General features: G+C 64.9%; 23 protein-coding genes, 2 tRNA genes and 1 pseudogene. 21 read left to right on the top strand and 5 right to left on the bottom strand.

Features of this window, described 5'->3' with window-relative positions; all coding sequences use genetic code 11:
- Positions 1-17 precede the first annotated feature (17 nt).
- Complete coding sequence (purL, locus tag H146_RS0110070) at positions 18-3,920, top strand: phosphoribosylformylglycinamidine synthase (protein WP_019951749.1); 3,903 nt, start codon at positions 18-20, stop codon at positions 3,918-3,920.
- Between the two features lie 52 nt (positions 3,921-3,972).
- Here purL and H146_RS19030 read toward each other — a convergent pair whose 3' ends face one another.
- On the bottom strand, positions 3,973-4,149 hold the full coding sequence (locus H146_RS19030) for a HigA family addiction module antitoxin (protein WP_245558725.1): 177 nt from the start codon (positions 4,147-4,149) through the stop codon (positions 3,973-3,975).
- 238 nt (positions 4,150-4,387) lie between these two features.
- On the opposite strand from H146_RS19030, the gene relB reads away from it, so the two are divergent.
- Positions 4,388-4,585, top strand: coding sequence for a type II toxin-antitoxin system RelB family antitoxin (gene relB / locus H146_RS0110060; protein WP_019951747.1), 198 nt, complete (start codon positions 4,388-4,390; stop codon positions 4,583-4,585).
- Positions 4,582-4,857, top strand: coding sequence for a type II toxin-antitoxin system RelE/ParE family toxin (locus tag H146_RS0110055; RefSeq protein WP_019951746.1), 276 nt, complete (start codon positions 4,582-4,584; stop codon positions 4,855-4,857). Before relB ends, H146_RS0110055 begins: the two co-directional genes overlap by 4 nt.
- A gap of 209 nt (positions 4,858-5,066) precedes the next feature.
- Here H146_RS0110055 and H146_RS0110050 read toward each other — a convergent pair whose 3' ends face one another.
- On the bottom strand, positions 5,067-5,387 hold the full coding sequence (locus tag H146_RS0110050) for a putative quinol monooxygenase (protein ID WP_019951745.1): 321 nt from the start codon (positions 5,385-5,387) through the stop codon (positions 5,067-5,069).
- A gap of 97 nt (positions 5,388-5,484) precedes the next feature.
- On the bottom strand, positions 5,485-5,898 hold the full coding sequence (locus tag H146_RS0110045) for a hypothetical protein (protein WP_019951744.1): 414 nt from the start codon (positions 5,896-5,898) through the stop codon (positions 5,485-5,487).
- A 102-nt stretch (positions 5,899-6,000) separates the two neighbouring features.
- Between H146_RS0110045 and radD the strand changes: the two genes are divergently transcribed.
- The 13 genes and pseudogenes from radD to H146_RS0109985 all read left to right on the top strand — a co-directional run bounded on the left by radD (position 6,001) and on the right by H146_RS0109985 (position 15,233).
- Entirely contained in the window at positions 6,001-7,881 is a 1,881-nt protein-coding gene (gene radD, locus H146_RS0110040) for a DNA repair helicase RadD (RefSeq protein ID WP_019951743.1), read from the top strand.
- Positions 7,882-7,986: 105 nt separating this feature from the next.
- Positions 7,987-8,064, top strand: a complete 78-nt coding sequence (gene pqqA / locus H146_RS22450) for a pyrroloquinoline quinone precursor peptide PqqA (RefSeq protein WP_156826778.1) — start codon at positions 7,987-7,989, stop codon at positions 8,062-8,064.
- A 5-nt stretch (positions 8,065-8,069) separates the two neighbouring features.
- The gene (gene pqqB, locus H146_RS0110035; RefSeq protein WP_026351898.1) at positions 8,070-8,996 is read left to right on the top strand and encodes a pyrroloquinoline quinone biosynthesis protein PqqB; all 927 of its coding nucleotides are present in this window, start codon (positions 8,070-8,072) and stop codon (positions 8,994-8,996) included.
- On the top strand, positions 8,993-9,775 hold the full coding sequence (gene pqqC, locus H146_RS0110030) for a pyrroloquinoline-quinone synthase PqqC (protein ID WP_019951741.1): 783 nt from the start codon (positions 8,993-8,995) through the stop codon (positions 9,773-9,775). The genes pqqB and pqqC overlap by 4 nt, the downstream gene beginning before the upstream one ends.
- On the top strand, positions 9,772-10,056 hold the full coding sequence (gene pqqD / locus H146_RS0110025; RefSeq protein ID WP_019951740.1) for a pyrroloquinoline quinone biosynthesis peptide chaperone PqqD: 285 nt from the start codon (positions 9,772-9,774) through the stop codon (positions 10,054-10,056). The genes pqqC and pqqD overlap by 4 nt, the downstream gene beginning before the upstream one ends.
- Positions 10,053-11,183 (top strand): pyrroloquinoline quinone biosynthesis protein PqqE, encoded by a 1,131-nt coding sequence (pqqE, locus tag H146_RS0110020; RefSeq protein ID WP_019951739.1) that lies wholly within the window; start codon positions 10,053-10,055, stop codon positions 11,181-11,183. Before pqqD ends, pqqE begins: the two co-directional genes overlap by 4 nt.
- A gap of 83 nt (positions 11,184-11,266) precedes the next feature.
- A complete protein-coding gene (locus tag H146_RS0110015) occupies positions 11,267-12,142 on the top strand; it encodes a segregation and condensation protein A (protein WP_019951738.1) in 876 nt (291 codons plus the stop codon).
- 53 nt (positions 12,143-12,195) lie between these two features.
- Positions 12,196-12,903, top strand: a complete 708-nt coding sequence (gene scpB, locus H146_RS0110010; RefSeq protein ID WP_156826776.1) for an SMC-Scp complex subunit ScpB — start codon at positions 12,196-12,198, stop codon at positions 12,901-12,903.
- Between the two features lie 22 nt (positions 12,904-12,925).
- Positions 12,926-13,762, top strand: a pseudogene (gene rluB / locus H146_RS0110005) (23S rRNA pseudouridine(2605) synthase RluB); the annotation flags it as partial.
- 449 nt (positions 13,763-14,211) lie between these two features.
- Complete coding sequence (locus H146_RS0110000) at positions 14,212-14,466, top strand: FitA-like ribbon-helix-helix domain-containing protein (RefSeq protein ID WP_026351896.1); 255 nt, start codon at positions 14,212-14,214, stop codon at positions 14,464-14,466.
- Positions 14,463-14,879 carry a type II toxin-antitoxin system VapC family toxin gene (locus H146_RS0109995; RefSeq protein WP_019951734.1) on the top strand — a complete coding sequence of 139 codons (417 nt, stop codon included), beginning with the start codon at positions 14,463-14,465 and terminating at the stop codon, positions 14,877-14,879. The genes H146_RS0110000 and H146_RS0109995 overlap by 4 nt, the downstream gene beginning before the upstream one ends.
- A 164-nt stretch (positions 14,880-15,043) precedes the next feature.
- Positions 15,044-15,118: transfer RNA gene (locus tag H146_RS0109990), tRNA-Lys, on the top strand.
- A gap of 40 nt (positions 15,119-15,158) precedes the next feature.
- Positions 15,159-15,233: transfer RNA gene (locus H146_RS0109985), tRNA-Lys, on the top strand.
- A 72-nt stretch (positions 15,234-15,305) separates the two neighbouring features.
- On the opposite strand, the gene H146_RS0109980 is transcribed toward H146_RS0109985, so the two are convergent.
- Entirely contained in the window at positions 15,306-16,772 is a 1,467-nt protein-coding gene (locus H146_RS0109980; RefSeq protein WP_019951733.1) for a M48 family metalloprotease, read from the bottom strand.
- Positions 16,773-16,901: 129 nt separating this feature from the next.
- Between H146_RS0109980 and H146_RS0109975 the strand changes: the two genes are divergently transcribed.
- Both H146_RS0109975 and H146_RS0109970 read left to right on the top strand, forming a co-directional pair.
- Positions 16,902-17,177 (top strand): sulfurtransferase TusA family protein, encoded by a 276-nt coding sequence (locus H146_RS0109975; protein WP_019951732.1) that lies wholly within the window; start codon positions 16,902-16,904, stop codon positions 17,175-17,177.
- Between the two features lie 48 nt (positions 17,178-17,225).
- Positions 17,226-18,347, top strand: a complete 1,122-nt coding sequence (locus H146_RS0109970) for an AI-2E family transporter (protein ID WP_033195626.1) — start codon at positions 17,226-17,228, stop codon at positions 18,345-18,347.
- A gap of 16 nt (positions 18,348-18,363) precedes the next feature.
- Here H146_RS0109970 and H146_RS0109965 read toward each other — a convergent pair whose 3' ends face one another.
- The gene (locus H146_RS0109965; RefSeq protein WP_019951730.1) at positions 18,364-18,837 is read right to left on the bottom strand and encodes a peroxiredoxin; all 474 of its coding nucleotides are present in this window, start codon (positions 18,835-18,837) and stop codon (positions 18,364-18,366) included.
- 247 nt (positions 18,838-19,084) lie between these two features.
- Between H146_RS0109965 and dapA the strand changes: the two genes are divergently transcribed.
- The 3 genes from dapA to H146_RS0109950 are packed head-to-tail and all read left to right on the top strand — an operon-like array spanning position 19,085 to position 21,662.
- Positions 19,085-19,969, top strand: a complete 885-nt coding sequence (gene dapA, locus H146_RS0109960; RefSeq protein WP_019951729.1) for a 4-hydroxy-tetrahydrodipicolinate synthase — start codon at positions 19,085-19,087, stop codon at positions 19,967-19,969.
- Positions 19,966-20,901: an outer membrane protein assembly factor BamC gene (locus H146_RS0109955; protein WP_026351894.1), complete on the top strand. Its 936-nt coding sequence runs from the start codon at positions 19,966-19,968 to the stop codon at positions 20,899-20,901. Before dapA ends, H146_RS0109955 begins: the two co-directional genes overlap by 4 nt.
- The gene (locus H146_RS0109950; RefSeq protein WP_019951727.1) at positions 20,901-21,662 is read left to right on the top strand and encodes an MBL fold metallo-hydrolase; all 762 of its coding nucleotides are present in this window, start codon (positions 20,901-20,903) and stop codon (positions 21,660-21,662) included. Before H146_RS0109955 ends, H146_RS0109950 begins: the two co-directional genes overlap by 1 nt.
- Position 21,663: the final 1 nt, after the last annotated feature.

Below are 21,663 nucleotides of genomic sequence, written 5' to 3'. Positions count from 1 at the left end.
TAGAGGCTTCGTTCGTCATGCTCGAACTGTACGGCCAGAGCGCCCTTTCCTCCTTTCGCCACGCCCGCATGCTGGCCCGCCTGCGCGAGGCGATGCCCGGCGTCACGGCGGTTCAGGCGCGCTATCGCTACTTTCTGGAGCTGAGCGGTGATCCCGATGAGGCGGCGCTCGAGCGCCTGTGTACCCTGCTCGACGCCACGCCACGCGCCGGCGATACGCCGCCCGGGGCGCTCTATCTGGTCGTGCCGCGTTTCGGCACCGTATCGCCCTGGTCCTCCAAGGCCACGGACATCATCCATAACTGCGGTCCTGGCGCTGTGCGTCGCGTCGAAGCGGGTATCGCCTGGTTCGTCGAAACCGAGTCGCTGCCCGAGCGCGACGAGGTCGACGCACTTCGGGCGGTGCTCGCCGACCGCATGACCCAGACCGTGCTGCTCGACTCGAGCGATGCCGCCAAACTCTTCGAGCACCACGCGCCGGCGCCGCTGGAGACGATCGACGTGCTGGGCGGCGGGCGTGAGGCGCTGGCCGAAGCCAATGCACGTCTCGGCCTGGCGCTGGCCGACGACGAGATCGACTATCTGCTCGACGCCTTCAACGGGCTGGGCCGTAACCCCAATGACGTCGAACTGATGATGTTCGCCCAGGCCAACTCCGAGCACTGCCGGCACAAAATCTTCAACGCCGACTGGCAGATCGACGGCGAGGCGCAGCCGCACTCGCTTTTCGACATGATCCGCAACACCCATCACCAGGCGCCGGACAACGTGCTGTCGGCCTACAGCGACAACGCCGCCATTATTCGCGGTCACGAGGCGGGGCGGCTATCGGTCGACGGCGAGAGCTTTCGTTACGTCACCCATCAGGAGCCGATTCATATCCTGATGAAGGTGGAGACCCATAACCATCCCACTGCCATTGCTCCCTGGCCGGGCGCCTCTACCGGTGCAGGCGGCGAGATTCGCGACGAGGGCGCCACCGGCCGCGGCGGCAAACCGAAAGCGGGGCTGACCGGTTTTTCGGTCTCCAACCTGCACATTCCCGATTTCGTTCAGCCCTGGGAGGCGCTCGACCACGGCAAGCCGGCGCGCATTCGCAGCGCGCTGGACATCATGCTCGAGGCGCCGCTGGGTGCCGCGGCGTTCAACAACGAGTTCGGCCGGCCGGCGCTCAACGGCTATTTCCGCACCTATGAGCATGACGTCATCGGTCTGGCCGGCGTCGAGCGGCGCGGCTACCACAAGCCGATCATGCTGGCCGGCGGCTACGGCAGTATCCGCGAACAGCATGTCGACAAGGGCGACGTGGTGGTCGGCGCGAAGCTGATCGTGATGGGCGGCCCGGCGATGCTGATCGGCCTCGGCGGTGGCGCGGCGTCGTCACAGGCCTCCGGCAGTACCAGCGATGCGCTCGATTTCGCCTCGGTGCAGCGCGACAACGCCGAGATGGAGCGTCGCGCCCAGGAGGTCATCGACTGCTGCACGGCGCTGGGCGATGACAACCCCATCAGCTTCATTCACGATGTCGGCGCCGGTGGGCTCTCCAATGCGCTGCCGGAGCTGGTCAAGGATGGCGGTCGCGGCGGGCGCTTCGTGCTGCGTGACATTCCCAGCGCCGAGCCGGGCATGTCGCCGCTGGAGATCTGGTGCAACGAGGCCCAGGAGCGCTACGTGCTGGCGGTGTCGCCCGCGCATCTGGCGCGCTTCGAGGCGCTCTGCGCCCGCGAGCGCTGCCCCTTCGCGGTCGTCGGCGAGGCGCTGGAGGATCATCGCATTACGCTGATCGACGACCACTTCGAGAGCACCCCGATCGACCTGCCGATGAGCGTGCTGTTCGGCAAGCCGCCGAAGATGCAGCGTCAGTTTCAGCGCCGTGCCGCGGTGCAGCCGCTTTTGATGCTCGACAATCTCGACCTGCAGGAGGCGTTTGATCGCGTCATGCGCCTGCCGGCGGTGGCCTCCAAGAACTTTCTGATCACCATCGGTGACCGCACCGTGGGCGGCATGAGCGTGCGCGATCAGATGGTCGGCCCCTGGCAGGTGCCGGTGGCCGACTGCGCGGTGACCACCGCCGCCTTCGACAGCCAGGCCGGCGAGGCGATGGCGATGGGCGAGCGCACCCCCACTGCGCTGATTTCGCCCGCCGCCTCGGCGCGGCTGGCGGTCACCGAGGCGATCACCAACATCGCCGGCGCACCGATCGAGCGCATCGGCGATATCAAACTTTCCGCCAACTGGATGAGCGCCGCCGACCACGAAGGCGAGAACCAGGCGCTGTTCGATGCCGTCAGGGCGGTGGGCATGCAGCTCTGCCCGGCACTGGGCGTGGCGATTCCGGTGGGCAAGGATTCGATGTCGATGCGCACCGCCTGGCAGGATGACGACGGACGCGAGCGCGCGGTGACCGCGCCGCTGTCGCTGATCGTCTCCGCCTTCGCGCCGGTCAGCGACACCATGGCGGCGCTGACGCCGCAGCTCGACCCGGATGACAATACCGACCTGCTGCTGATCGACCTGGGCCGCGGCCGCAATCGGCTGGGCGGTTCGGCGCTGGCCCAGGTGTACGGCCAGCTCGGCTCGCAGGCGCCGGATCTCGATGCCGCCGAGGACCTGGTCGCCTTTTTCGCTGCCGTACAGCGGCTCAACCGTGAAGGCCGGCTGCTGGCCTATCACGACCGCAGCGATGGCGGAGTGCTGGTCACCCTGGCGGAAATGGCCTTCGCCGGTCACTGCGGCGTCAGCATCGTACTGGATGCGCTGGCGAGCGACTCTCAGCAGGCCACTGCGGCGCTTTTTGCCGAAGAGCCGGGGGCGGTCATCCAGGTGCACCGCGGCGAGATGGAGAGTGTGATGGCGGTGTTTGCGGAGCTGGGGCTGGAGGCCTGCGTTCACCGCATTGGCGCGCCCAACGGCGAGGATCGCATCAGCGTATCGCTGTTCGACACCGTTTTGATCGACACCACCCGGGTGCACGCTATCCGCGACTGGGCCGAGACCAGTTACCGTATGCAGGCGCTGCGCGACAACCCCGACTGCGCCGCCCAGGAGTTCGAGGCCCTCAACGAGACCCGCAACCCCGGCCTGCATGCAAAGCTCTCCTATGACGTCGACGAGGACGTGGCCGCGCCCTTTATCAACTCGGGTGCCGCGCCGCGAGTGGCGATCCTGCGCGAGCAGGGGGTCAATGGCGCGCCGGAGATGGCGTGGAACTTCCTCAACGCCGGCTTCGAGGCGGTCGACGTGCACATGTCGGATATTCTCGAGGGGCGCGTGGCACTGGACGACTTCAAGGGCGCGGTGGCCTGTGGCGGTTTCTCCTACGGCGACGTGCTGGGCGCCGGCGGCGGCTGGGCGAAGTCGATCCTGTTCAGTGCGCGTGGCCGCGAGCAGTTCGAAGTCTTTTTCTCGCGCCCCGACACCTTCGCGCTGGGCGTGTGTAACGGCTGCCAGATGCTCTCGCAGCTCAAGTCGCTGATCCCCGGTGCGGGCCACTGGCCGCACTTCGTGCGCAACCTCTCGGAGCAGTATGAAGCGCGGGTGTCGATGGTGCGCATTGAATCCAGTCCGTCGCTGTTTCTACGCGACATGGCGGGTTCGAGGCTGCCGATCGCGGTGGCTCACGGTGAAGGCCGAGCGCAGTTCGAGGAGGGCGCTCATCTACGCCGACTGCAGGGCAGCGGCACCGTGGCCATGCGTTACGTCGACAACTTCGGCGAAGTGACCACCGGCTATCCGGCCAACCCCAACGGCTCGCCGGCGGGCATTACCGGCCTGACCAGCGAGGATGGCCGGGTCACCATCATGATGCCTCACCCCGAGCGCGTGGCGCGGGCGGTGACCAACTCATGGCGCCCGCCCGAGTGGCGCGACGCCGGCGGTTGGATGCGGATGTTCGCCAACGCGCGCAAGTGGCTGGGGTGAGGCCGTCGCAGGATGACGTCTCGTGGGGGCACCAGCTCCCGGGGCCGGCAGGCTACCGGGAGGTGTGCAGCGGTGCCACCGGCGTGCGCGGCCGCTGTGCTGCTTGCCAAAGCTCATACTTGAGCTGCATCTCCAGCCACATTTCGGCACTGGTGTTCAATGCCTGGGCCAGGCGCAGGGCCATATCGGCGGAAATAGCTGAAGGCGCAGTCTGGTCGCGCGTTTGCAAGAATGGTGTCTCGGCGTTCTTCGGCGTCTTGCATTGAAACCTCATCTCGCCCTCCAGGGTTTGGATTCCAACAACCGTTGAGGCTCCAGCTATCGTTGAGGCTCCAGCTATCCTGACAGTCCCCCATATCCTTGATCTGCGGGAAAGCCCCTGTCTTCAGGCTTCGCAGTTAGTGCCGAGGAGGATGTCAAACTGGTGGAAGTTGTTTACACTAAAGGTTAACCGAGGAGACGCACCCATGAGTACTCAGCTAGACCCCATCGTCTCTGAGTTCGAGACGCAGGAACAGGCTGACAACCATGACCGCTGGTTCCGTGCCAAGGTCCAGCACAGCATCGACAACCCGGGTCAGGGGATGTCCCATGATCAGGTCATGGCCAGGGTCGACGCCATAATCGCCGACGCAGTGCGGCGCCAGAACGGCGAGGGTTCTTGAGCCTGCCTATCCACTGGCATGATAGTGCCATTGCCGACCTGCTTGAGTTGATCACCTACATTGCCGAACGCGATCCACAGGCTGCCCGGCGGTTACGCACCCGCCTCGAGACGGCCATCGCCTCGGTCGCCGAGCATCCTTATCGACATCAGGTTGGCCGTGAGCCCGGCACACGGGAGATCGTGGCTCATCCGAACTTCATCGTGGTTTACCAGGTGACAGATCGCATTGAGGTCACCTCTGTGGTTCACGCTCGCCAGAACTATCCGTAATATCGCTCAATTTTTCTGCGTTCCATGCGCCTCGCGCTTCATCTCGCTCGTCGTTTTATTCAGCGCTTCCCTGGGGTGGGGCGAACGTTTTCAGGTCAATGAGACCAGTGGCTTTCCCAATTTGAAAAATGAAGGTACAAGGAGAGCAGAAACGATCTGCTCCCTTTCCTTTCGCTTATCGTTGGTGCAGGCCTCTGCCGATCGCTGCCTCAGTTCTGCGGTCTCACGGTGGGATGAAAAAAGCGCACCTTCGGTTCGCTTTCCAGCAGCGGCTCGCTGCCCTCCTTGAAAGGCTTGTAGTGCGGCATTTGCGTGTGGTGGTCAAAGGCTTCGCGGCTGTCGTAGACCTCGTGAAGCATCACGGTGTTGGCCTGGTCGTCGGCGAGCAGTACATCGAACTGCTGGCAGCCGCTTTCGTTGGCCAGCGATTCGCTGGCGTCGTTATGGGCCAGTGCCAGAAAGGCATCGAGCTCGCCCTCCCTGACGTGGAATTCGGCGATGACGACGAACTGTTGCAGTGTATCGGCCATGATCAATCTTCCTTTTGCAGTGTGATCGGATACTGAAGAGGTAATGACAGCGTAGCGCCGGCCGCTGAACGGCGAAACGTCGCCGCGCTGCTGCGGGTCAATGGACCTGTGGTGCCTGGCCCATGCCAAGGCGCTCGTGAAAATCCGCCACGGCGCTGCGCAAAAGCTCCATCAGGCCGGGAATCAGTGCCACGCCCTGCTGTGGACCCTCGACGAACTGCTCGACGCTGACGTGCACCGCCTCGCCGTAGATCACCACCTTGGCAGCCTTGATGGTGTTCATGACATCATTGGCGGTCTCCAGCAGCAGGGTGCGGTCGGTAGTGGCGCCGGCCTGCCAGACGCTGGGCAGCATCAGCTGGAAAAACGACGGTTCGTCTGCGGCCACCACCAGCACGAATTCGAGACTGTCGAGGGTGATGCGCGCTGCATGGGCATCGATCGCCTCGATCTGAAAGTCGTCGGCGCCGAGCTGTGCCACATAGTGTTCGATCTGTGCGTTGGCCTGCATTGCGCTCCCCGCTGTCGAACGGCCGCTGGCTGGCACGCCGTTCGGGTTCTGGTTGTCAAACTATTATCGGCCCTCTCCGGGCTACCCGCACAGTATACAGAGATGTCCAGGGTTTCATCGCAGCCCCCGCAGCCGCTCCCCGATTCAGGGCCTCCCGAACTGCGGTCCGATTCAGAGCGCCCGACGCTGCGCCGCGATTCAGGGCGCCCGACGCTGCGCCCCTATCAGCAACAGGCGGTCGAGCGGGTGGTGACGCACTTTCGCGGCAGCAGCGACCCCGCCGTGGTAGTGCTGCCCACCGGCAGTGGCAAGAGCCTGGTGATCGCCGAGCTGGCGCGGCTGGCGCGCGGCCGGGTATTGGTACTGGCCCATGTGCGCGAGCTGGTCGAGCAGAATCACGCCAAATACGAGGCCTACGGCCTGCACGCGGATATTTTCAGCGCCGGCCTGGGGCGCCGCGAAAGCGGACGCCAGGTGGTGTTCGGCTCGGTGCAGTCGGTCATCAACGCCCTCGATCGCTTCGACGCCGGCGACTTTACCCTGCTGGTGATCGACGAGTGTCATCGCGTGGCCATCGGCGACGGCGAGCGCGGTCAGTCTCCTTCCACCTATCAGCGCATCATCGATCATCTGCGGGCAGCCAGGGGCGATCTCAAGGTGCTGGGGCTCACTGCCACACCCTATCGGCTGGGCGAGGGGTTTATTTATCACCGCCACCATCGCGGCATGGTGGCCGGTCCGGAAACGGCCTTTTTTCGCGACTGCGTTTTCGAGCAGCCGCTGCGGGTGATGGTCAAGCAGGGCTACCTGGCGCCACCGCGGCGCCTCGATGCGGCGGTGGCGCGCTACGACTTCTCGCAGCTGACTACCGGGCGCAGTGGTGTCTTCAGCGACGCCGATCTGAATCAGGTGGTGCAGGGCAGCCGGGCGACGCCGGTAATCATCGAGGAGGTGATCGGCTACGCTGCCGAGTGCGCAGGGGTGATGATCTTCGCCGCTACGGTGGAGCACGCCGAGGAGATCATGGGCTATCTGCCCGAGGGTGAGGCGGGACTGATCACCGGCGCTACGGCGTCGAAGACACGCCGGGCGCTGATCGATGACTTCAAGGCGCGCCGGCTCAAATACCTGGTCAACGTCGCGGTCCTGACCACCGGCTTCGATGCACCCCACGTCGATCTGATCGCGATACTGCGGCCCACCGAATCGGTGGGCCTCTATCAGCAGATCATCGGCCGTGGACTGCGGCCCGCAGCGGGCAAGCAGGAGTGCCTGGTGCTCGACTATGCCGGCAACCCCTGGGATCTCTACGCCCCCGAGATTGATGACCCGCGTCCGGACAGCGACAGCGAGCCGGTGCAGGTCGAATGTCCCGAGTGCGGCTTCGCCAACGTCTTCTGGGGCAAGCGCGACGGCGATCTGGTGATCGAACACCACGGTCGTCGCTGCAAGGGCCTGGTGGAGAACGAGGCTTTGGAATCAGTCCAGTGCACTTTTCGCTTTCGCTACAAGGTGTGCGAACAGTGCGGTGCGCACAATGATATCGCCGCGCGACGCTGTGGCGGCTGCGGTGAGCGGCTGATCGACGCCGACGACCGGCTGCGCGAGGCGCTCAGGCTGCGCGACGCGCGGGTGCTGCGGGTCAGTGGCATGCAACTGGAGCAGACGCTCAACGGTCGCGGCCTGGCGCGTTTGAAGGTGACCTATCACGATGAGGATGGCGCGACGCTCGCCGAGTGGTACGCGCTCGAAACCCCGGCGCAGCGCGGCGCCTTCTACCGCGCCTGGCTCGATCAGCACCTGCGCGCGCCGGGGATCGGCTGGCGGCCCGGCTCCCTCGATGAGGTACTCGCCGAGCGCCACCGCCTGCGCGCGCCGGATTTCGTGATCGGTCGCAAGGTGGGGCGCTACTGGCAGGTACGCGAGCGGCTCTTTGACTATCAGGGACGCTATCGTCGCGCCGATAGCGCCGAGACGCCTTGATCGTTCGATCATAAGCGTCATCACAACGTTCGTTGCGCGACATTTTTGCTAGACTCGGAATGTTGCAGGGCAATTCCGCTTCAATCTGCAACCAAGGAGTTCGACATGAGCTGGTCTGCACCCGAAGTCACCGAAATCAGCGCCGGTATGGAAGTCAGCGTCTACCTGCCCGCTGAAATCTGAGCGCTATGTCGGTAGAAGAGGGCACGCGGCGTCTACGCGTTCGCGTGCTGGGGTCGGCCGCCGGTGGCGGCCTGCCTCAATGGAACTGCCGCTGCGAGGTGTGTCGCCTTGCGCGAACCCATCCCGGACGGGTCATCCCCCGTACTCAGTCATCGATTGCGGTTTCGATCGATGGTCAGCGCTGGGCACTGATCAACTGTGCCCCCGAAGTGCTGCAACAGCTGCAGCGCGAGCCGGCACTACAGCCCTCGCGTAGCGACCGCCATACGCCGATCGAGTCGATTCTGGTCACCAATGGCGATGTCGATCATATCGCCGGTCTTTTGAGCCTGCGTGAGCGTTCGCCGTTTCGCCTCTACGCCACCGCGGAGATTCACGGCGTGCTGCGCCACAATCCGATTTTCAACGTGCTCGCCGCCGATTGCGTCGAGCGCTGCGACGTGGCACTTGACCATCCCGTCGAGCTGCTGCCCGGCCTGACGGCGACCGTTTTTGCCGTGCCCGGCAAGACCGCCCTCTATCTTGAAGGCGATGAGGTCGAGGTGGGCGCCGAGGGCGAGTCGACGGTGGGCGTCGAGTTCGACGTCGATGGCCGGCGTCTTTACTACATCCCCGGCTGCGCCACCGTCACGCCGCAACTGGCGGCGCGTCTGGAGGGCGCCGCGGCGCTGCTGTTCGACGGTACTCTGTGGCGCGACGACGAGATGATCCGGGCCGGCGTGGGGCACAAAACCGGCCGGCGGATGGGGCATATGTCGATCTCCGGGGCCGAGGGCAGCATGGCGGCGCTGGCCGACGTCGGGCTCGGTCGGCGCATATTCATCCATATCAATAACACCAATCCGGTGCTGATCGAGGACGCCGCCGAGCGGTGCGAAGCCGAAAGCGCCGGCTGGGAGATCGCCTTCGACGGCATGGAGATTACCCCTTGAGTTCATCTCACCAGAGCCTTTGCGAGGTTGCCGAGCCGCTCGATCCCGAAGCGCTGGAGGCGAGGCTGCGCGACATCGGCGAGCAGCGCTATCATCATCGCCACCCGTTCCAGCTGGCGCTGCAGAACGGCGAGCTGAACCGCACGCAGGTGCGTGCCTGGGCACTCAACCGCTATTACTACCAGGCGATGATTCCGATCAAGGATGCCACCCTGATGGCGCGCCTCGACGACCCCGACTGGCGCCGCGAATGGCGCACCCGGCTGGTCGATCACGATGGCGAAGCGCCCGGCGAGGGGGGTATCGAGCGCTGGCTGAAGCTCACCGACGGTCTGGGACTGGCGCGCGACATGGTGCGCTCGAACCGCGCCATTCTGCCGGCGACCCGTTTTGCGGTGGAGGCCTACGTGCACTTCGTGCGCGATCGCAGCCTGCTCGAGGCGATCGCCTCCTCGCTCACCGAGCTGTTTTCGCCGAAGGTGATCGGCACCCGGGTGTCGGGGATGCTGGCGCACTATGACTTCGTCTCCGAGGAGACGCTGGCCTACTTCCGCCCGCGCCTTGATCAGGCGCCGCGCGATGCCGAGATGGCGCTCGACTACGTGCGCCGTCATGCCCTGCGCGCCGACCAGCAGCAGGCGGTACTGGCGGCGCTCGAGTTCAAGTGCGATGTGCTCTGGACGCTGCTGGATGCCCTGCAGCACGCCTACGTCGAGGGCCATCGGCCGCCCGGCGCCTGGGACGGCGAAAGTGGCCTTGTCAGCGGAGTCACGCCTTGAGTGATACCCTGACCGACAGCACCGTAGTGCGCCTGCCGCGCGGCGTGCGCATGCGCCACGATGCCGCCCGCGAGGGTTGGGTACTACTGGCGCCCGAGCGCATTTTCCAGCTCGACGCCATCGCCCACGCGGTGCTGGAAAACGTCGACGGCGAGCGCAGCCTGGCCCGTATCGTCGACGACCTGGCGGCACACTACAATGCCGAGCGCAGCCGGATTCACCACGACGTGCATGCCCTGTTTCGTGCCCTGATCGAGCGGGGCGTGCTGGAGACGGTATGAGCGACCCGACACTCACTGGCAAGCCCGCTTCCGAGCCGCGTATCGACCCGCCGATGGGGCTGCTGGCGGAGCTGACCCACCGCTGTCCGCTGCAGTGTCCCTACTGTTCCAACCCGGTCGAACTGGAGCGGCGCAGCGATGAGCTGACCACCGCCGACTGGCAGCGAATACTTTGCGAAGCGGCGGCGCTGGGCGTTTTACAGGTGCATCTGTCCGGCGGCGAGCCGGCGGCGCGGCGTGACCTGACCGAGCTGGTGGCGACCTGCGCCGAGCAGCAGCTCTACTCCAATCTGATTACCGCCGGCGTCAACATCAGCCCGCAGCGCCTCGCCGAGCTGGCCGATGCCGGACTCGATCACGTTCAGCTCTCCTTTCAGGGGGCGACGCCGGAGGTGACCGAGCAGGTGTCGGGACTGCGCGGCGCGCATGACAAAAAGCGCGCCTTCGCCGCCGAGGTGCGTGCTCTCGAGCTGCCGCTGACCCTCAACGTGGTGCTGCATCGCGCCAACATCGATCAGGTCGACGATTTCATCGCGCTGGCGCTGGCGCTGGGTGCCGAACGCCTGGAGCTGGCCCACGCCCAGTACTACGGCTGGGCGCTGCACAACCGCTCGGCGCTGATGCCGCCGCGCGCCGAGGTGATGGCGGCGCTGGCAAAGGTCGAACAGGCGCAGGCGCGCCTGAAAGGGCGGCTGGCGATCGACTCGGTGGTGCCGGACTACTATGCCCGCCGCCCCAAACCCTGCATGAACGGCTGGGGGCGCCAGACCCTCAATGTTACGCCCTCGGGACTCGGCCTGCCCTGCCACGCCGCTCAGCGCATCCCGGGGCTCGAATTCTGGAGTCTGCGCGAGCATACGCTGGCCGACGTCTGGTATCGCTCGCCGGCCTTCAACGCTTTTCGCGGCACCGACTTTCTGCCCGATACCTGCCAGCGCTGCGAACGTCGCGACATCGATTTCGGTGGCTGCCGCTGCCAGGCGCTGATGGTCACCGGCGATGCGCGTCAGATGGACCCGGTGTGCGAGTTCTCGCCCTGGCACGACGATATTCAGACGCTGGCGATCGCTGACTCGGCGCGCGACGCCGCCTTCGCGTATCGTCGTTTCGCCCGCCGCGGCGAATAGCGCGGCGCTGGTGCTCAAGGCCGGGCGGCCTGATAGACTGACAACTCTGCTGCGCCCGCGCCATTTACCTTCGATGACACGCCATGACCCGCACCGCCGAGCCGCAAAGCCCTGCCGACCGGGCCGCTCCCGCCGCCGTGGTGGGCGGCGAGCCGCTGCATGACCTGCCGGAGGATCTCTATATCCCGCCGGAGGCGCTGCGTGTCTTTCTGGAGACTTTCGAAGGCCCGCTCGATCTGCTGCTCTACCTGATCCGGCGCCAGAACCTCGATATTCTCGCGGTCAACGTCGCAAGGGTGACGCATCAGTACATTGAGTACGTCGAACTGATGCAGGCCAGCGGTATCGATCTGGCCGCCGAATACTTGCTGATGGCCGCCATGCTGGCCGAGATCAAGTCGCGTACGCTGTTGCCACGGCCGCCGCAGAGTTCCGAGGAGGAGGATGAAGAGGATCCCACGGCGGCGCTGGTGCGGCGGCTGCAGGAGTACGAGCGGATCAAGGCGGCGGCCGAGAGCCTTGACGAGCTGCCGCGCCGCGGCCGCGACTGGTACAGCGCCGCCGCCGGCCTGCCGACGCTGGAGCCGCGGGTCCAACATCCGCCGGTAGCGCTCGAGGAGCTTCTGGGGGCGCTGTCACAGCTGATGCAGCGCGCCGATTTTCGTCAGGAGCACCAGATTACTCGCGAGGTACTCTCCACCCGCGAACGCATGATGTCGATTCTGGCGCTTATCGATGAGGCCAATTTTACCCCTTTCGAGGCGCTCTTCGATCCCGGCGAGGGGCGCGCCGGCGTGGTGGTGACTTTCATGGCGGTGCTGGAACTCTCTCGCGAGCGGCTGATCGAAATTGTTCAGAACGCGCCGCTGTCGCCCATTCACGTGCGCGGGCGTGGCGACAGCGATGATGAACAGGACGCCGAGCAGCCCTTTGAAACGGATGTGGAGGGCGCGCCTTGACGCCGCCGCTCGACCACATTCTGGAAGGAGTGCTGCTGGCTGCCGGCGAGCCGATGTCGCTCGAGCGCCTTGAGGCGGTTTTCGAAGAGAGCGAGCGGCCCGGGCGGCGGGCGCTTCGCGAGGCGCTGGAGCGCCTCGAGCGGCGCCTGGAGGAGAGTGCCCTGATGCTGGAGGAGAGTGCCTCCGGCTTTCGCCTGCGGGTGCGCGACGCGCTTTCGCCCTGGGTGTCGCGGCTGTGGGATGAGCGCCCGCAGCGCTACTCGCGGGCGCTGCTGGAGACGCTGGCGCTGATCGCCTACCGCCAGCCGGTGACCCGCGCCGATATCGAGGAGGTACGCGGCGTCTCGGTCAGCGCTTCGATCATGCGCACTCTGGTCGAGCGCGGCTGGGTTCGGGTGATCGGCCATCGCGACGTGCCGGGTCGGCCGGCGGTCTATGCCACCACGCGCAGCTTCCTCGACGACTTCGGGTTGCGCACCCTGGATGCCCTGCCGCCGATGAGCGCGGTGCGCGAGGGCGAGACGGTCGACTGGCTGGAGCAGGCGTCGCCACCCGATAGCGGCGCGGAGAGCGAGGCCGAGGCGCCCGGCGAAGGCGACAGTGAGAATGGCGACGAGGCGGCGCCCGCAGCACAGCAGGATAGCGACCTGCGCGGCATCGGTGACCGTCTCGAAGAGCGTCTGCGCCGCGCCGAGCGGGACGAGCAGACGCCTGACGAGGGCGATGGGTCGGCCACGCCCCCCAATGAATCAGCGGATTGACAGCCGGGATTGAGTGTTGCAGATGGATACCGAAAAACTGCAGAAAGTACTGGCCCGCTCAGGGCTGGGTTCGCGCCGTGAAATGGAGACCGCGATCGCCGCCGGGCGGGTCAGCGTCAATGGCGAAACCGCAACCCTTGGCGATCGCATCTCCAGCGAGGATCAGGTCAGCCTCGACGGTCGGCCGATCAACATGACCTCGAGCCAGCAGAGCGCGCGTCGGGTGATCATGTACAACAAACCCGAGGGCGAACTCTGCACCCGCCGCGACCCGGAGGGGCGGCGCACCGTCTTCGATCGCCTGCCGCGTCTTTCCGGCGAGCGCTGGATCGCTATCGGCAGGCTGGATATCAACACCAGCGGCCTTTTGCTGTTCACCACCGACGGTGAGCTGGCCAACCGCCTGATGCACCCCTCGATGCAGGTCGAGCGTGAATACGCCGTGCGCGTGATGGGCGAGGTCACCATGGATCACGTACGGGCGATGGTCGAAGGGGTGATGCTGGAGGATGGGCCGGCGCACTTCAGCGACGTTCAGGAGTTCGGCGGCGAGGGCATCAACAGCTGGTTTCACGTCGTCCTCATGGAGGGCCGCAACCGCGAGGTGCGCCGCCTGTGGGAGTCCCAGGGGCTGACCGTGAGCCGCCTCAAGCGGGTGCGCTACGGCTCTATCTTCCTCGACAAGCGTGCCCGCGCCGGCGAGTGGACCGAACTGACCCAGCAGGAGGTCGACGATCTTTCGGCGCTGGCCGAGCTGGAGCCGCGACGGGTGCCGCAGCTGACTCCGGATGAGAAAAACCGCTGGAATCGCGATCGCAACAAGCGCCGCCCGGTGCGCGGCGTCAAATCGCCGGAAAGCGCGCGTGAAAGCGAGCATTCGCGCCGCCACGATGGCGACGCCCGCAGCCCGGAGCGCGGTGAAAAGCCGTCGCGTCGTGGCAAGCGCAAGGAGGAGTGGAGTTCGACGCCGCCGCCGGGACGTGGCGGGCGCGACAAGGGCAGTCGCGGTGGTGGGCGGCGTTGAGTGCGCTGTCTCCGGATCATCAATGTCTTCTTTTCAGCCCGTCAGGGATGTCCCCCGGGCTGATGCACAATGACTCGATACGCTGAATAGTGGTGGTGAGTCTGTCGAGATGGCGTTGACTCGACAGCTGTGGTCGCCTGAAGGAACCATTCACCTCAACCTGCCTCCTTTTCGGAGAGATTCTATAGGGTTCACGGCAATGCTTGTTCTTTGCATTCATTTTTATATAATGAATGCAGTTGGCGGGCATTCCATTAAAATGAATGCGGAAAGGGGTTGAAACCATGGGTATGATGACCATCAGGAGCATTCCTGACGAAGTGCACAATGCACTTAAAGCGCGGGCCAGGCGACATCATCGCAGTGCCGAGGCCGAGGTGCGGGCCATCCTGGAGGAGGCCATACGGCCGGAGTCTCGTCTCAGGATGGGCGACGCCCTGGCAGAGCTGGGCCGTAAAGTGGGTCTGACCAATGAAGACTTTGCAGCCCTCGAGCAGGTGCGTGACAGGACGCCGGCTGAGCCTATGAGGTTTGAATGATCGTCCTGGATACCAATGTCGTTTCCGAGGCGATGAAACCCGAACCTGATCCCGTCGTGAGAGCCTGGCTTAATGAGCAGTCCGCCGAAACGCTGTATCTCTCCAGTGTGTCGCTGGCGGAGCTGCTGTTTGGTATCGCAGCGATGTCAAACGGAAAGCGCAAGGACATGCTGAGCGAGTCGCTGGAGGGTCTTGTGCAGTTGTTCGCGGAGCGAGTATTGCCCTTTGATACCGACGCTGCCCGCAAGTACGCCGAGCTTGCCGTGTCCGCCAGAACCGCCGGGCGTGGTTTTCCTGTGCCGGATGGCTACATAGCCGCCATTGCCGCGTCGCAGGGCTATCAGGTTGCATCCCGCGACATGGCGCCATTTGAGGCGGCAAACGTAGACGTCATTAACCCCTGGAAATGCTGACCGTCTCCATGGTGTGGTGCTCACGCAGGCCTTGCCCGGCAGCCCGGGTGGTTTGACATCATGGGGGGCAGATAATGAGACGGCGCTGGCGCTTTGGGCTTGCACCTCGCTGACGAACGCTTGCAATCAACCCATGTTGCGAGTACTATTTGCGCCCGTCGAGCGGGTCGTTAGCTCAGTGGTAGAGCAGTTGGCTTTTAACCAATTGGTCGTAGGTTCGAATCCTACACGACCCACCATCTCGACAGGTTTGACGCTCTTCCGTGCAGAGCGGCGAACGGGTCGTTAGCTCAGCGGCAGAGCAGTTGGCTTTTAACCAATTGGTCCCAGGTTCGAATCCTGGACGACCCACCAGATTTCAGAGCGCCTCGCGGCTTCACGGCCGCGAGGCGTTTTTCGTGGGCAGGCGCCTGGCGTAAAGCGCGCTCAGCGGAAGTTCTCGAGCGTCTCGCGATAGCCGCGATAGGCCTCGCGGCGCTCGCGGATACGTGCGGTGAGGGCGTAGTCGCCGCTCTCCTGCGACGCCTGCTCGGCCATATCGAGCTGCGCCATGGCGTCGTCGATATTGCCGACCAGCTGCAGCCTTTCGGCCAGCGCCAAATGGCCCCAGCCGTCGTTGCCGCTGCGCCCGGCGGCTTCGGCAAGCAGGTTCCAGATATCCGGCTCCTCCGGCCGCTGTGCCGCCAGTTCGCGCAGATCACGAAAGGCCTGTTGCGGGTCGGCGCCCAGCAGCGCCTCATCGCGGATCATGCGTGCCGGATAGTAGCCCGGCGTGAGGCGCAGAATGCGCTCGCTGCGCGCTACTGCCTCGTCACGCCGACCGGCGTCGAGCGCGGCATCGGCGGCACTGGCGGTAACGATCAGGTTGTCGGGCAGTTCCGCGGCGAGCGCATCGAAGGCCGCCAGTGCCTCGTCGTGGCGGTCCTGAACGCTGGCCGTCAGGGCTGCCAGATAGCGCAGCGCCAGCGGGTCGGCATTATCCTGTTCGAGCCGGGTGCGCACCGCTTGTGGGTCTTCCATGCTCATGGCCCGCATGGCGCGGGCGCGAATCATGTCGTAATCCGGTCCCACCTCGGGCTGTGGGTTGTTGCCGGCGTACTGCTGGGCCAGGCTGGTGGTGTCGCTAAGGCGTGATGAGGTCATCGGGTGAGAGAGCAGAAACTCCGGTGGCGTATTGCCCTGCATGCTGGCCAGCTGCTGCATGGCACGAAACATGCGCGGCATGGCCATGGGGTCCATGCCGGAGCGCGCCAGCGCCTGCAGACCGACGCGATCGGCCTCCTGCTCGTAGCGGCGTGAATAGGTCAGCTGATTCTGCAGTGTCGCGGCCTGGGTGCCGGCGATGGTCGCCACGCCCAGACTGCCGCCGCCGGTGGCACCCAGCACCATGCCGGCCAGCAGGGCGGCCATGGTGGGCAGTTGAGCGTTCTCGCTGCGCGCCATCTCGCGGGCGAAATGGTGCTGCGACAGGTGGCCCATCTCGTGGGCGATAACCGAGGCGAAGGCGTCACGGTCGGGGGCGTAGCTGAAAAGCCCGGTATTGATGCCGATAACACCGCCGGGCACGGCAAAGGCATTCAGTGCGCGGCTCGATACCAGCACGATGATGGGTCGAATATCCTGCAACTGAGCGTTGGGCAGCAGTCGCAGCACCAGCGAGTCGACGTAGTCGGCGGTGATGGGGTCGCGCCACTGCCCGGCATGAGCGCGAAACGCCCTGAGCCAGGCACGGCCCAGCCGGTACTCGTCCTGCTGGCTGTAACTGCCGCCGGGATCGCCCAGCTCGGGCAGGGCCGAGGCCTGCGGCGCGCTGGCATGAGGTGTGGCGAGAAACAGGGCGCCACCGAGCAGCAGCGCGCCGAGCAGCAAGCGATTCGACGGGAGTATGGGCATGGCGGACCAGTGTCTTGAGAGGTTACGGAGCGCCGGTGGATCACAGGACCCTCGAGCGGGCAATGCAACGGTTGCCTAAAGCGTCAAAATGCACTTGAATCGCAGCGATTACAACCGCGGGGAATTCCCTTGAACGAGCCTCCGGAGAGTAACGAGCAGGGCCTTGCGCTGGAGGCCCGTGCCGATTATCGAGTGGACGCCAGAGACCTGGCCTGCCCGCTGCCGCTTTTGCGCGCGCGCCAGGCGCTGGCTGATCTGGCGCCGGGTCAGAGTCTGTATGTCTGCTGCACCGACCCCGGGTCGTGGCGCGATTTCGAAAGCTTTGCGGCGCATGCCTCGCATCGTCTGGCGGCGCGACGACGCAGCGACAACGTCTATCATTATGTGTTGATCAAAGGCGGCTGAAATTGAACCCAATCCCCACGCCTACCCGATAACCTCGCGGCGGATATGATGACTCTGAGAAACCTCTGGAACCGCTTGATCGAGCGCTATTTTTCCGATGAAGAAGCGGTGATGCTGGGTGCGCTGCTGGTGCTGGGTTTTGCCATCATTATCTTCTTCGGGCGCATGCTGGCGCCTTTTCTCACCGCCCTGGTGGTCGCTTTCCTGCTGCAGGGTGTCGTCGCCTGGCTGGAGCGACGCGGCCTGCCGCGGCTGTTGTCGGTCTGTCTGGTGCTTTTGATGTTTGTCGGGGTGATGCTGTTTTTCGCGCTGGTGATACTGCCCATGGTGTGGGATCAGTTCGCGCGGCTGGTGCAGGGGCTACCCTCGGTGTTCGTGCGCGCCCAGCAGCTGCTCGATGAACTGCGCGAACGCTACCCCAATCTGGTGACGCCGGATCAGACGCAGCACCTGATCAATTCGGCCAGTAACGAGGTCACCCAACTGGGGCGACGGGTGGTGAGCTTTTCGCTCAACTCCCTGATGGGCCTGCTGGATGTACTGATCTATCTGGTGCTGGTGCCGATTCTCGTCTTTTTTCTGCTCAAGGATCGCGAAAAGCTGGTCGGCTTCTTCCTTACCCTGCTGCCCGGAAGGCGCATGCTGATGACCCGCGTGTGGCGCGAAATGGACGATCAGATCGCCAACTTCATCCGCGGCAAGTTCATCGAGATCACGATCGTCGGGGTAGTGTCCTTCGTTACTTTCTGGGCGCTGGGGCTCCCCTACGCCATGCTGCTGGGGATCGTGGTGGGGCTTTCGGTACTGGTGCCCTACATCGGCGCGGCCGCCGCCACGCTGCCGGTTGCCGCCTCGGCGGGGCTGCATTTCGGCTTCGGCGAGCATTTCGTCTACGTGCTTCTCGCCTACGCCATCATTCAGGCACTGGATGGCAATGTGCTGGTCACGCTGCTTTTCTCCGAGGTGGTCAACCTGCACCCCGTTGCCATAATCCTCGCGGTATTGTTTTTCGGCGGTATATGGGGCTTCTGGGGCATCTTCTTCGCCATTCCGCTGGCGACCCTGATCAAGTCGCTGATGTTCGCCTGGCCGCGCGGTGCCGCCACGCGCGACAATGAGCTGCGCCACAGCGAGCCCAGTGGGCGCCACACCGACGCCCACTTCGACTGAAGTGTTGCCGAGCGGCTCAGTCGTCGTTGAGCGTCCGCGCCGCTTCCAGCACTTCGGTGGCGTGGCCGTCGACCTTTACCTTGCGCCACGCTGCGGCAATCTTGCCGTCGCGGTCGATCAGAAAGGTACTGCGCTCGATGCCCTCGTGCTCCTTGCCGTAGAGTTTTTTGAGCTTGATGACATCGAAGGCGCGACACAGCTGCTCGTCGGGGTCGCTGACCAGCTCGAAGCCGAATTCGTGTTTGGCCTTGAAGTTCTCATGCTGGCGCAGGCTGTCGCGGGAGACCCCGACAATACGGGTATTGGCGGCGCTGAAGGCATCGCTCAGATCGCGAAAGTTCTGCCCCTCGGTAGTACAGCCGGGAGTGGCGTCCTTCGGGTAGAAGTAGACCACCAGCTGCTCGCCGGCAAAGGCGGTCGGGTTGAAGCGCTCGCCGCTGGTGGCGTCGAGGGTGATATCCGGTGCGGTGTCGCCGATCTCGAGGGTCATGCTGTCGCTCCTTCTGCTTTGAGCCGGGTAGTGGACCGGCGGGTCCACCAGGATAGTCCGGCGGTGTTGCCAGTGTAACGTTATGCCGGGTGCGTCGCCCCTTTGCGCTCGCGGCCGGCTGTACAGGCGCCGGCGCGCCGAGTACCATCGACAGCCCGGCCGACGCGCCCCCTGCGGGATGCCTGCGGCCACCGAGTCCGTTTTTCCCACGGACAGGTCCAATGTTATGACAGGAGAGGTTGGCGGGATGATCACTGGCAGCATGGTCGCTCTGGCGACGCCCATGAAGACCGATGGTGCGATCGACTGGGAAGCGCTCAGGCGCTACGTTGGCTGGCATCTCGAGCACGGTACCGACGCCATTGTGGCGGCCGGTACCACCGGCGAACCCACGACCATGAGTTTCGCCGAGCACTTCGACGTGATTCGTACCGTGGTGGAGGAGGTCAACGGCCGGGTGCCGGTGATCGCCGGTACCGGGGCCAACGCCACCGCCGAGGCGGTGGAGCTGGCGCGCTATGCCAGAGAGGTAGGCGCCGACTACTGTCTTTCTGTAACGCCCTACTATAATCGCCCCACCCAGGAAGGGCTTTACCAGCACTTCAGTGCGGTCGCCAGCGCCTGTGATCTGCCGGTCATCATGTACAACGTGCCGAGTCGTACCGGCGTCGATCTCTACAACGAGACCACCCTGCGGCTGGCCGAGGTCGACAACATCATTGGCCTCAAGGATGCCACCGGCAACCTGGAGCGCGCCGAGGACCTGATCGAGCGGCTGCGCGGTTACGACTTCGCGCTCTACTCGGGCGATGATCCCACCAGCTGCGAGTTCATGCTGGCCGGCGGTCACGGCGCCATTTCGGTGAGCGCCAACGTGGCGCCGCGCTCCATGCACGAGCTGTGTACTGCCGCGGTGGGCGGCGATCACGATCGTGCCCACCAGATCAATACGCGCCTGATGCCGCTGCACTCGGTGCTGGGCATCGAGGCCAACCCCATACCGGTCAAGTGGGCGCTCAACCATATGGGCTTGATCGACCGCGGCATTCGACTGCCGCTGACCTGGCTTTCCGAAAAGTATCAACCGACTGTAGCCGAAGCACTGCAGCTGGCCGGAGTGATAGAGCAATGAGGTATACAACCCGCTGGATGGCGATCGCGCCACTACTGATTGCCGTGAGCGGCTGCGGGAGCGGTTACTATTACGACCGCAACAGCGAGTACGCCGAGGCGCAGATGAGCGAACCCCTGACGCTGCCGCCAACCCGCGACCGCATGCGTTCCCGGAACGCCATGCCGGTTCCCGATACCCGCAACGACTTTATTGCCGAGCGCGGCGGTTTCGAGCCGCCGCGGCCGCAGTCGCTTTCCACCAGCGACAGCCGCCGCAGTTTCGTCGAGAACCGTCGTGCCGACGGCAGCCGCTGGCTGGTAGTGGGTGCTGCGCCCGGCAATATCTGGCCGCGTCTGCAGCAGTTCGTGCAGCAGTCCGGCTACAACGTGCAGTCGATCGACGGTGATCGCGGGCGTATCGTTACCGATCGCGGGGTGATCTCGCTGCGTCAGGGCATTCGCGGTAATACCACCGACGTTTACTGCCAGCAGGGCAGTGCAAGCGTCGATGGCTGTCTCGATGCGATCAGTGCGTATCTCTCCGCCAGCGCGCCGGACAGCGGCGTCTCGCTGGTGGCACAGAATCTGTCGCGTAACGACCGCGTACAGCTGGAGAGTCGCGACGACCGCTGGCAGCTGGCGCTGGCGCTCGACTTCCCCCGTGCCTGGGCGGAAATGGCGTGGCAGCTGGAGAACAACTACGAGACCGGCGGCCGCCGTCTGATCGATCAGAACCGCAGCGAACGGGTGTTCACCATCGACTATACCGTCGAGGGCGAGGGGAGCTGGGTGCCCTTTATGGGCGAGGCGGATCGCACCGGCGAGTATCGTCTGCATGTCGAGCCGAGCAGTGGCGGCGTGCTGGTGACGGTCACCGACAGCAGCGATCAGCCGGTCGATCCGCGCGTCGCGCGCGAGATTCTGGATAGCGTGGCCTCGACCCTGCGCTGATGCGTTTTGCCTCGTTGGGCAGCGGCAGCCATGGTAACGCCACCCTGGCAAGCCGGGGCGAGACCACGCTGCTGGTCGATTGCGGCTTCGGCATTCGCGAGGCCACCCGGCGGCTGTGGTCGCTGGGGGTCGACCCGGCGACGCTGACGGCGATTCTGATCACGCACGAGCATATCGACCACGTGCGTGGCGTAATGTCGCTGGCGCGCCGCTTCGCGCTGCCGCTCTACATGACCGCCGGCAGTTGGCTGGCGCTGCAGCCCGATGCCGATATCCGCGTCGAGCTGGTGGTTCCGGAGCGCCCTGTGGTCATCGGCGATATCGAGGTGACGCCGGTGACGGTGCCCCACGATGCTCGTGAGCCGGTGCAGTATCTGCTGCAGAGCGATCGCCATCGACTGGGGTTGCTGACCGATCTGGGGTTCGTCACCCCCCATGTGGTAAAGCGCTACCAGCGCTGCGACGCGCTTTTCATCGAGTGCAACCACGATGCCCGGATGCTCGCCGACGGCCCCTATCCGATGGCTCTCAAGCGTCGTGTGAGCGGCCGGCTGGGCCATCTCTCCAACGTTCAGGCCTTCGATCTGCTGCGCGAACTGGGGACCGATCGCATGCAGCGGCTGGTTGCGTCTCATCTTTCCGAAAAGAATAATCGTCCCGAACTGGCCTTCGATGCGCTGAGGCCGCTGCTGGATGGCGACGACGACCGTCTGGCCATTGCCTGCCAGACACAGCCGCTGGACTGGCAGGTGGTGGTGTAGC

Source organism: Kushneria aurantia DSM 21353 (assembly GCF_000382245.1).
In the GTDB taxonomy this organism is placed as follows: Bacteria; Pseudomonadota; Gammaproteobacteria; order Pseudomonadales; family Halomonadaceae; genus Kushneria; species Kushneria aurantia.
The sequence above is the reverse complement of the archived record's forward strand: the minus strand, read 5'-3'. Positions and strand labels throughout refer to the sequence as shown.

Bases quoted from the DNA above. Each gene is read 5' to 3' on its own strand.
- relB (WP_019951747.1), top strand. From the start codon at position 4,388: ATGAGTACTCAGCTAGACCCCATCGTCTCTGAGTTCGAGACGCAGGAA.
- purL (WP_019951749.1), top strand. From the start codon at position 18: ATGCTCGAACTGTACGGCCAGAGCGCCCTTTCCTCCTTTCGCCACGCC.
- H146_RS0110000 (WP_026351896.1), top strand. From the start codon at position 14,212: ATGGGTATGATGACCATCAGGAGCATTCCTGACGAAGTGCACAATGCA.
- radD (WP_019951743.1), top strand. From the start codon at position 6,001: ATGTCCAGGGTTTCATCGCAGCCCCCGCAGCCGCTCCCCGATTCAGGG.
- pqqA (WP_156826778.1), top strand. From the start codon at position 7,987: ATGAGCTGGTCTGCACCCGAAGTCACCGAAATCAGCGCCGGTATGGAA.
- pqqB (WP_026351898.1), top strand. From the start codon at position 8,070: ATGTCGGTAGAAGAGGGCACGCGGCGTCTACGCGTTCGCGTGCTGGGG.
- pqqE (WP_019951739.1), top strand. From the start codon at position 10,053: ATGAGCGACCCGACACTCACTGGCAAGCCCGCTTCCGAGCCGCGTATC.
- H146_RS0110015 (WP_019951738.1), top strand. From the start codon at position 11,267: ATGACCCGCACCGCCGAGCCGCAAAGCCCTGCCGACCGGGCCGCTCCC.
- H146_RS0109950 (WP_019951727.1), top strand. From the start codon at position 20,901: ATGCGTTTTGCCTCGTTGGGCAGCGGCAGCCATGGTAACGCCACCCTG.
- H146_RS0109980 (WP_019951733.1), bottom strand. From the start codon at position 16,772: ATGCCCATACTCCCGTCGAATCGCTTGCTGCTCGGCGCGCTGCTGCTC.
- H146_RS0109995 (WP_019951734.1), top strand. From the start codon at position 14,463: ATGATCGTCCTGGATACCAATGTCGTTTCCGAGGCGATGAAACCCGAA.
- H146_RS0110045 (WP_019951744.1), bottom strand. From the start codon at position 5,898: ATGCAGGCCAACGCACAGATCGAACACTATGTGGCACAGCTCGGCGCC.
- H146_RS0109970 (WP_033195626.1), top strand. From the start codon at position 17,226: ATGACTCTGAGAAACCTCTGGAACCGCTTGATCGAGCGCTATTTTTCC.
- H146_RS0109955 (WP_026351894.1), top strand. From the start codon at position 19,966: ATGAGGTATACAACCCGCTGGATGGCGATCGCGCCACTACTGATTGCC.
- scpB (WP_156826776.1), top strand. From the start codon at position 12,196: ATGTCGCTCGAGCGCCTTGAGGCGGTTTTCGAAGAGAGCGAGCGGCCC.
- H146_RS0110050 (WP_019951745.1), bottom strand. From the start codon at position 5,387: ATGGCCGATACACTGCAACAGTTCGTCGTCATCGCCGAATTCCACGTC.
- dapA (WP_019951729.1), top strand. From the start codon at position 19,085: ATGATCACTGGCAGCATGGTCGCTCTGGCGACGCCCATGAAGACCGAT.
- H146_RS0109965 (WP_019951730.1), bottom strand. From the start codon at position 18,837: ATGACCCTCGAGATCGGCGACACCGCACCGGATATCACCCTCGACGCC.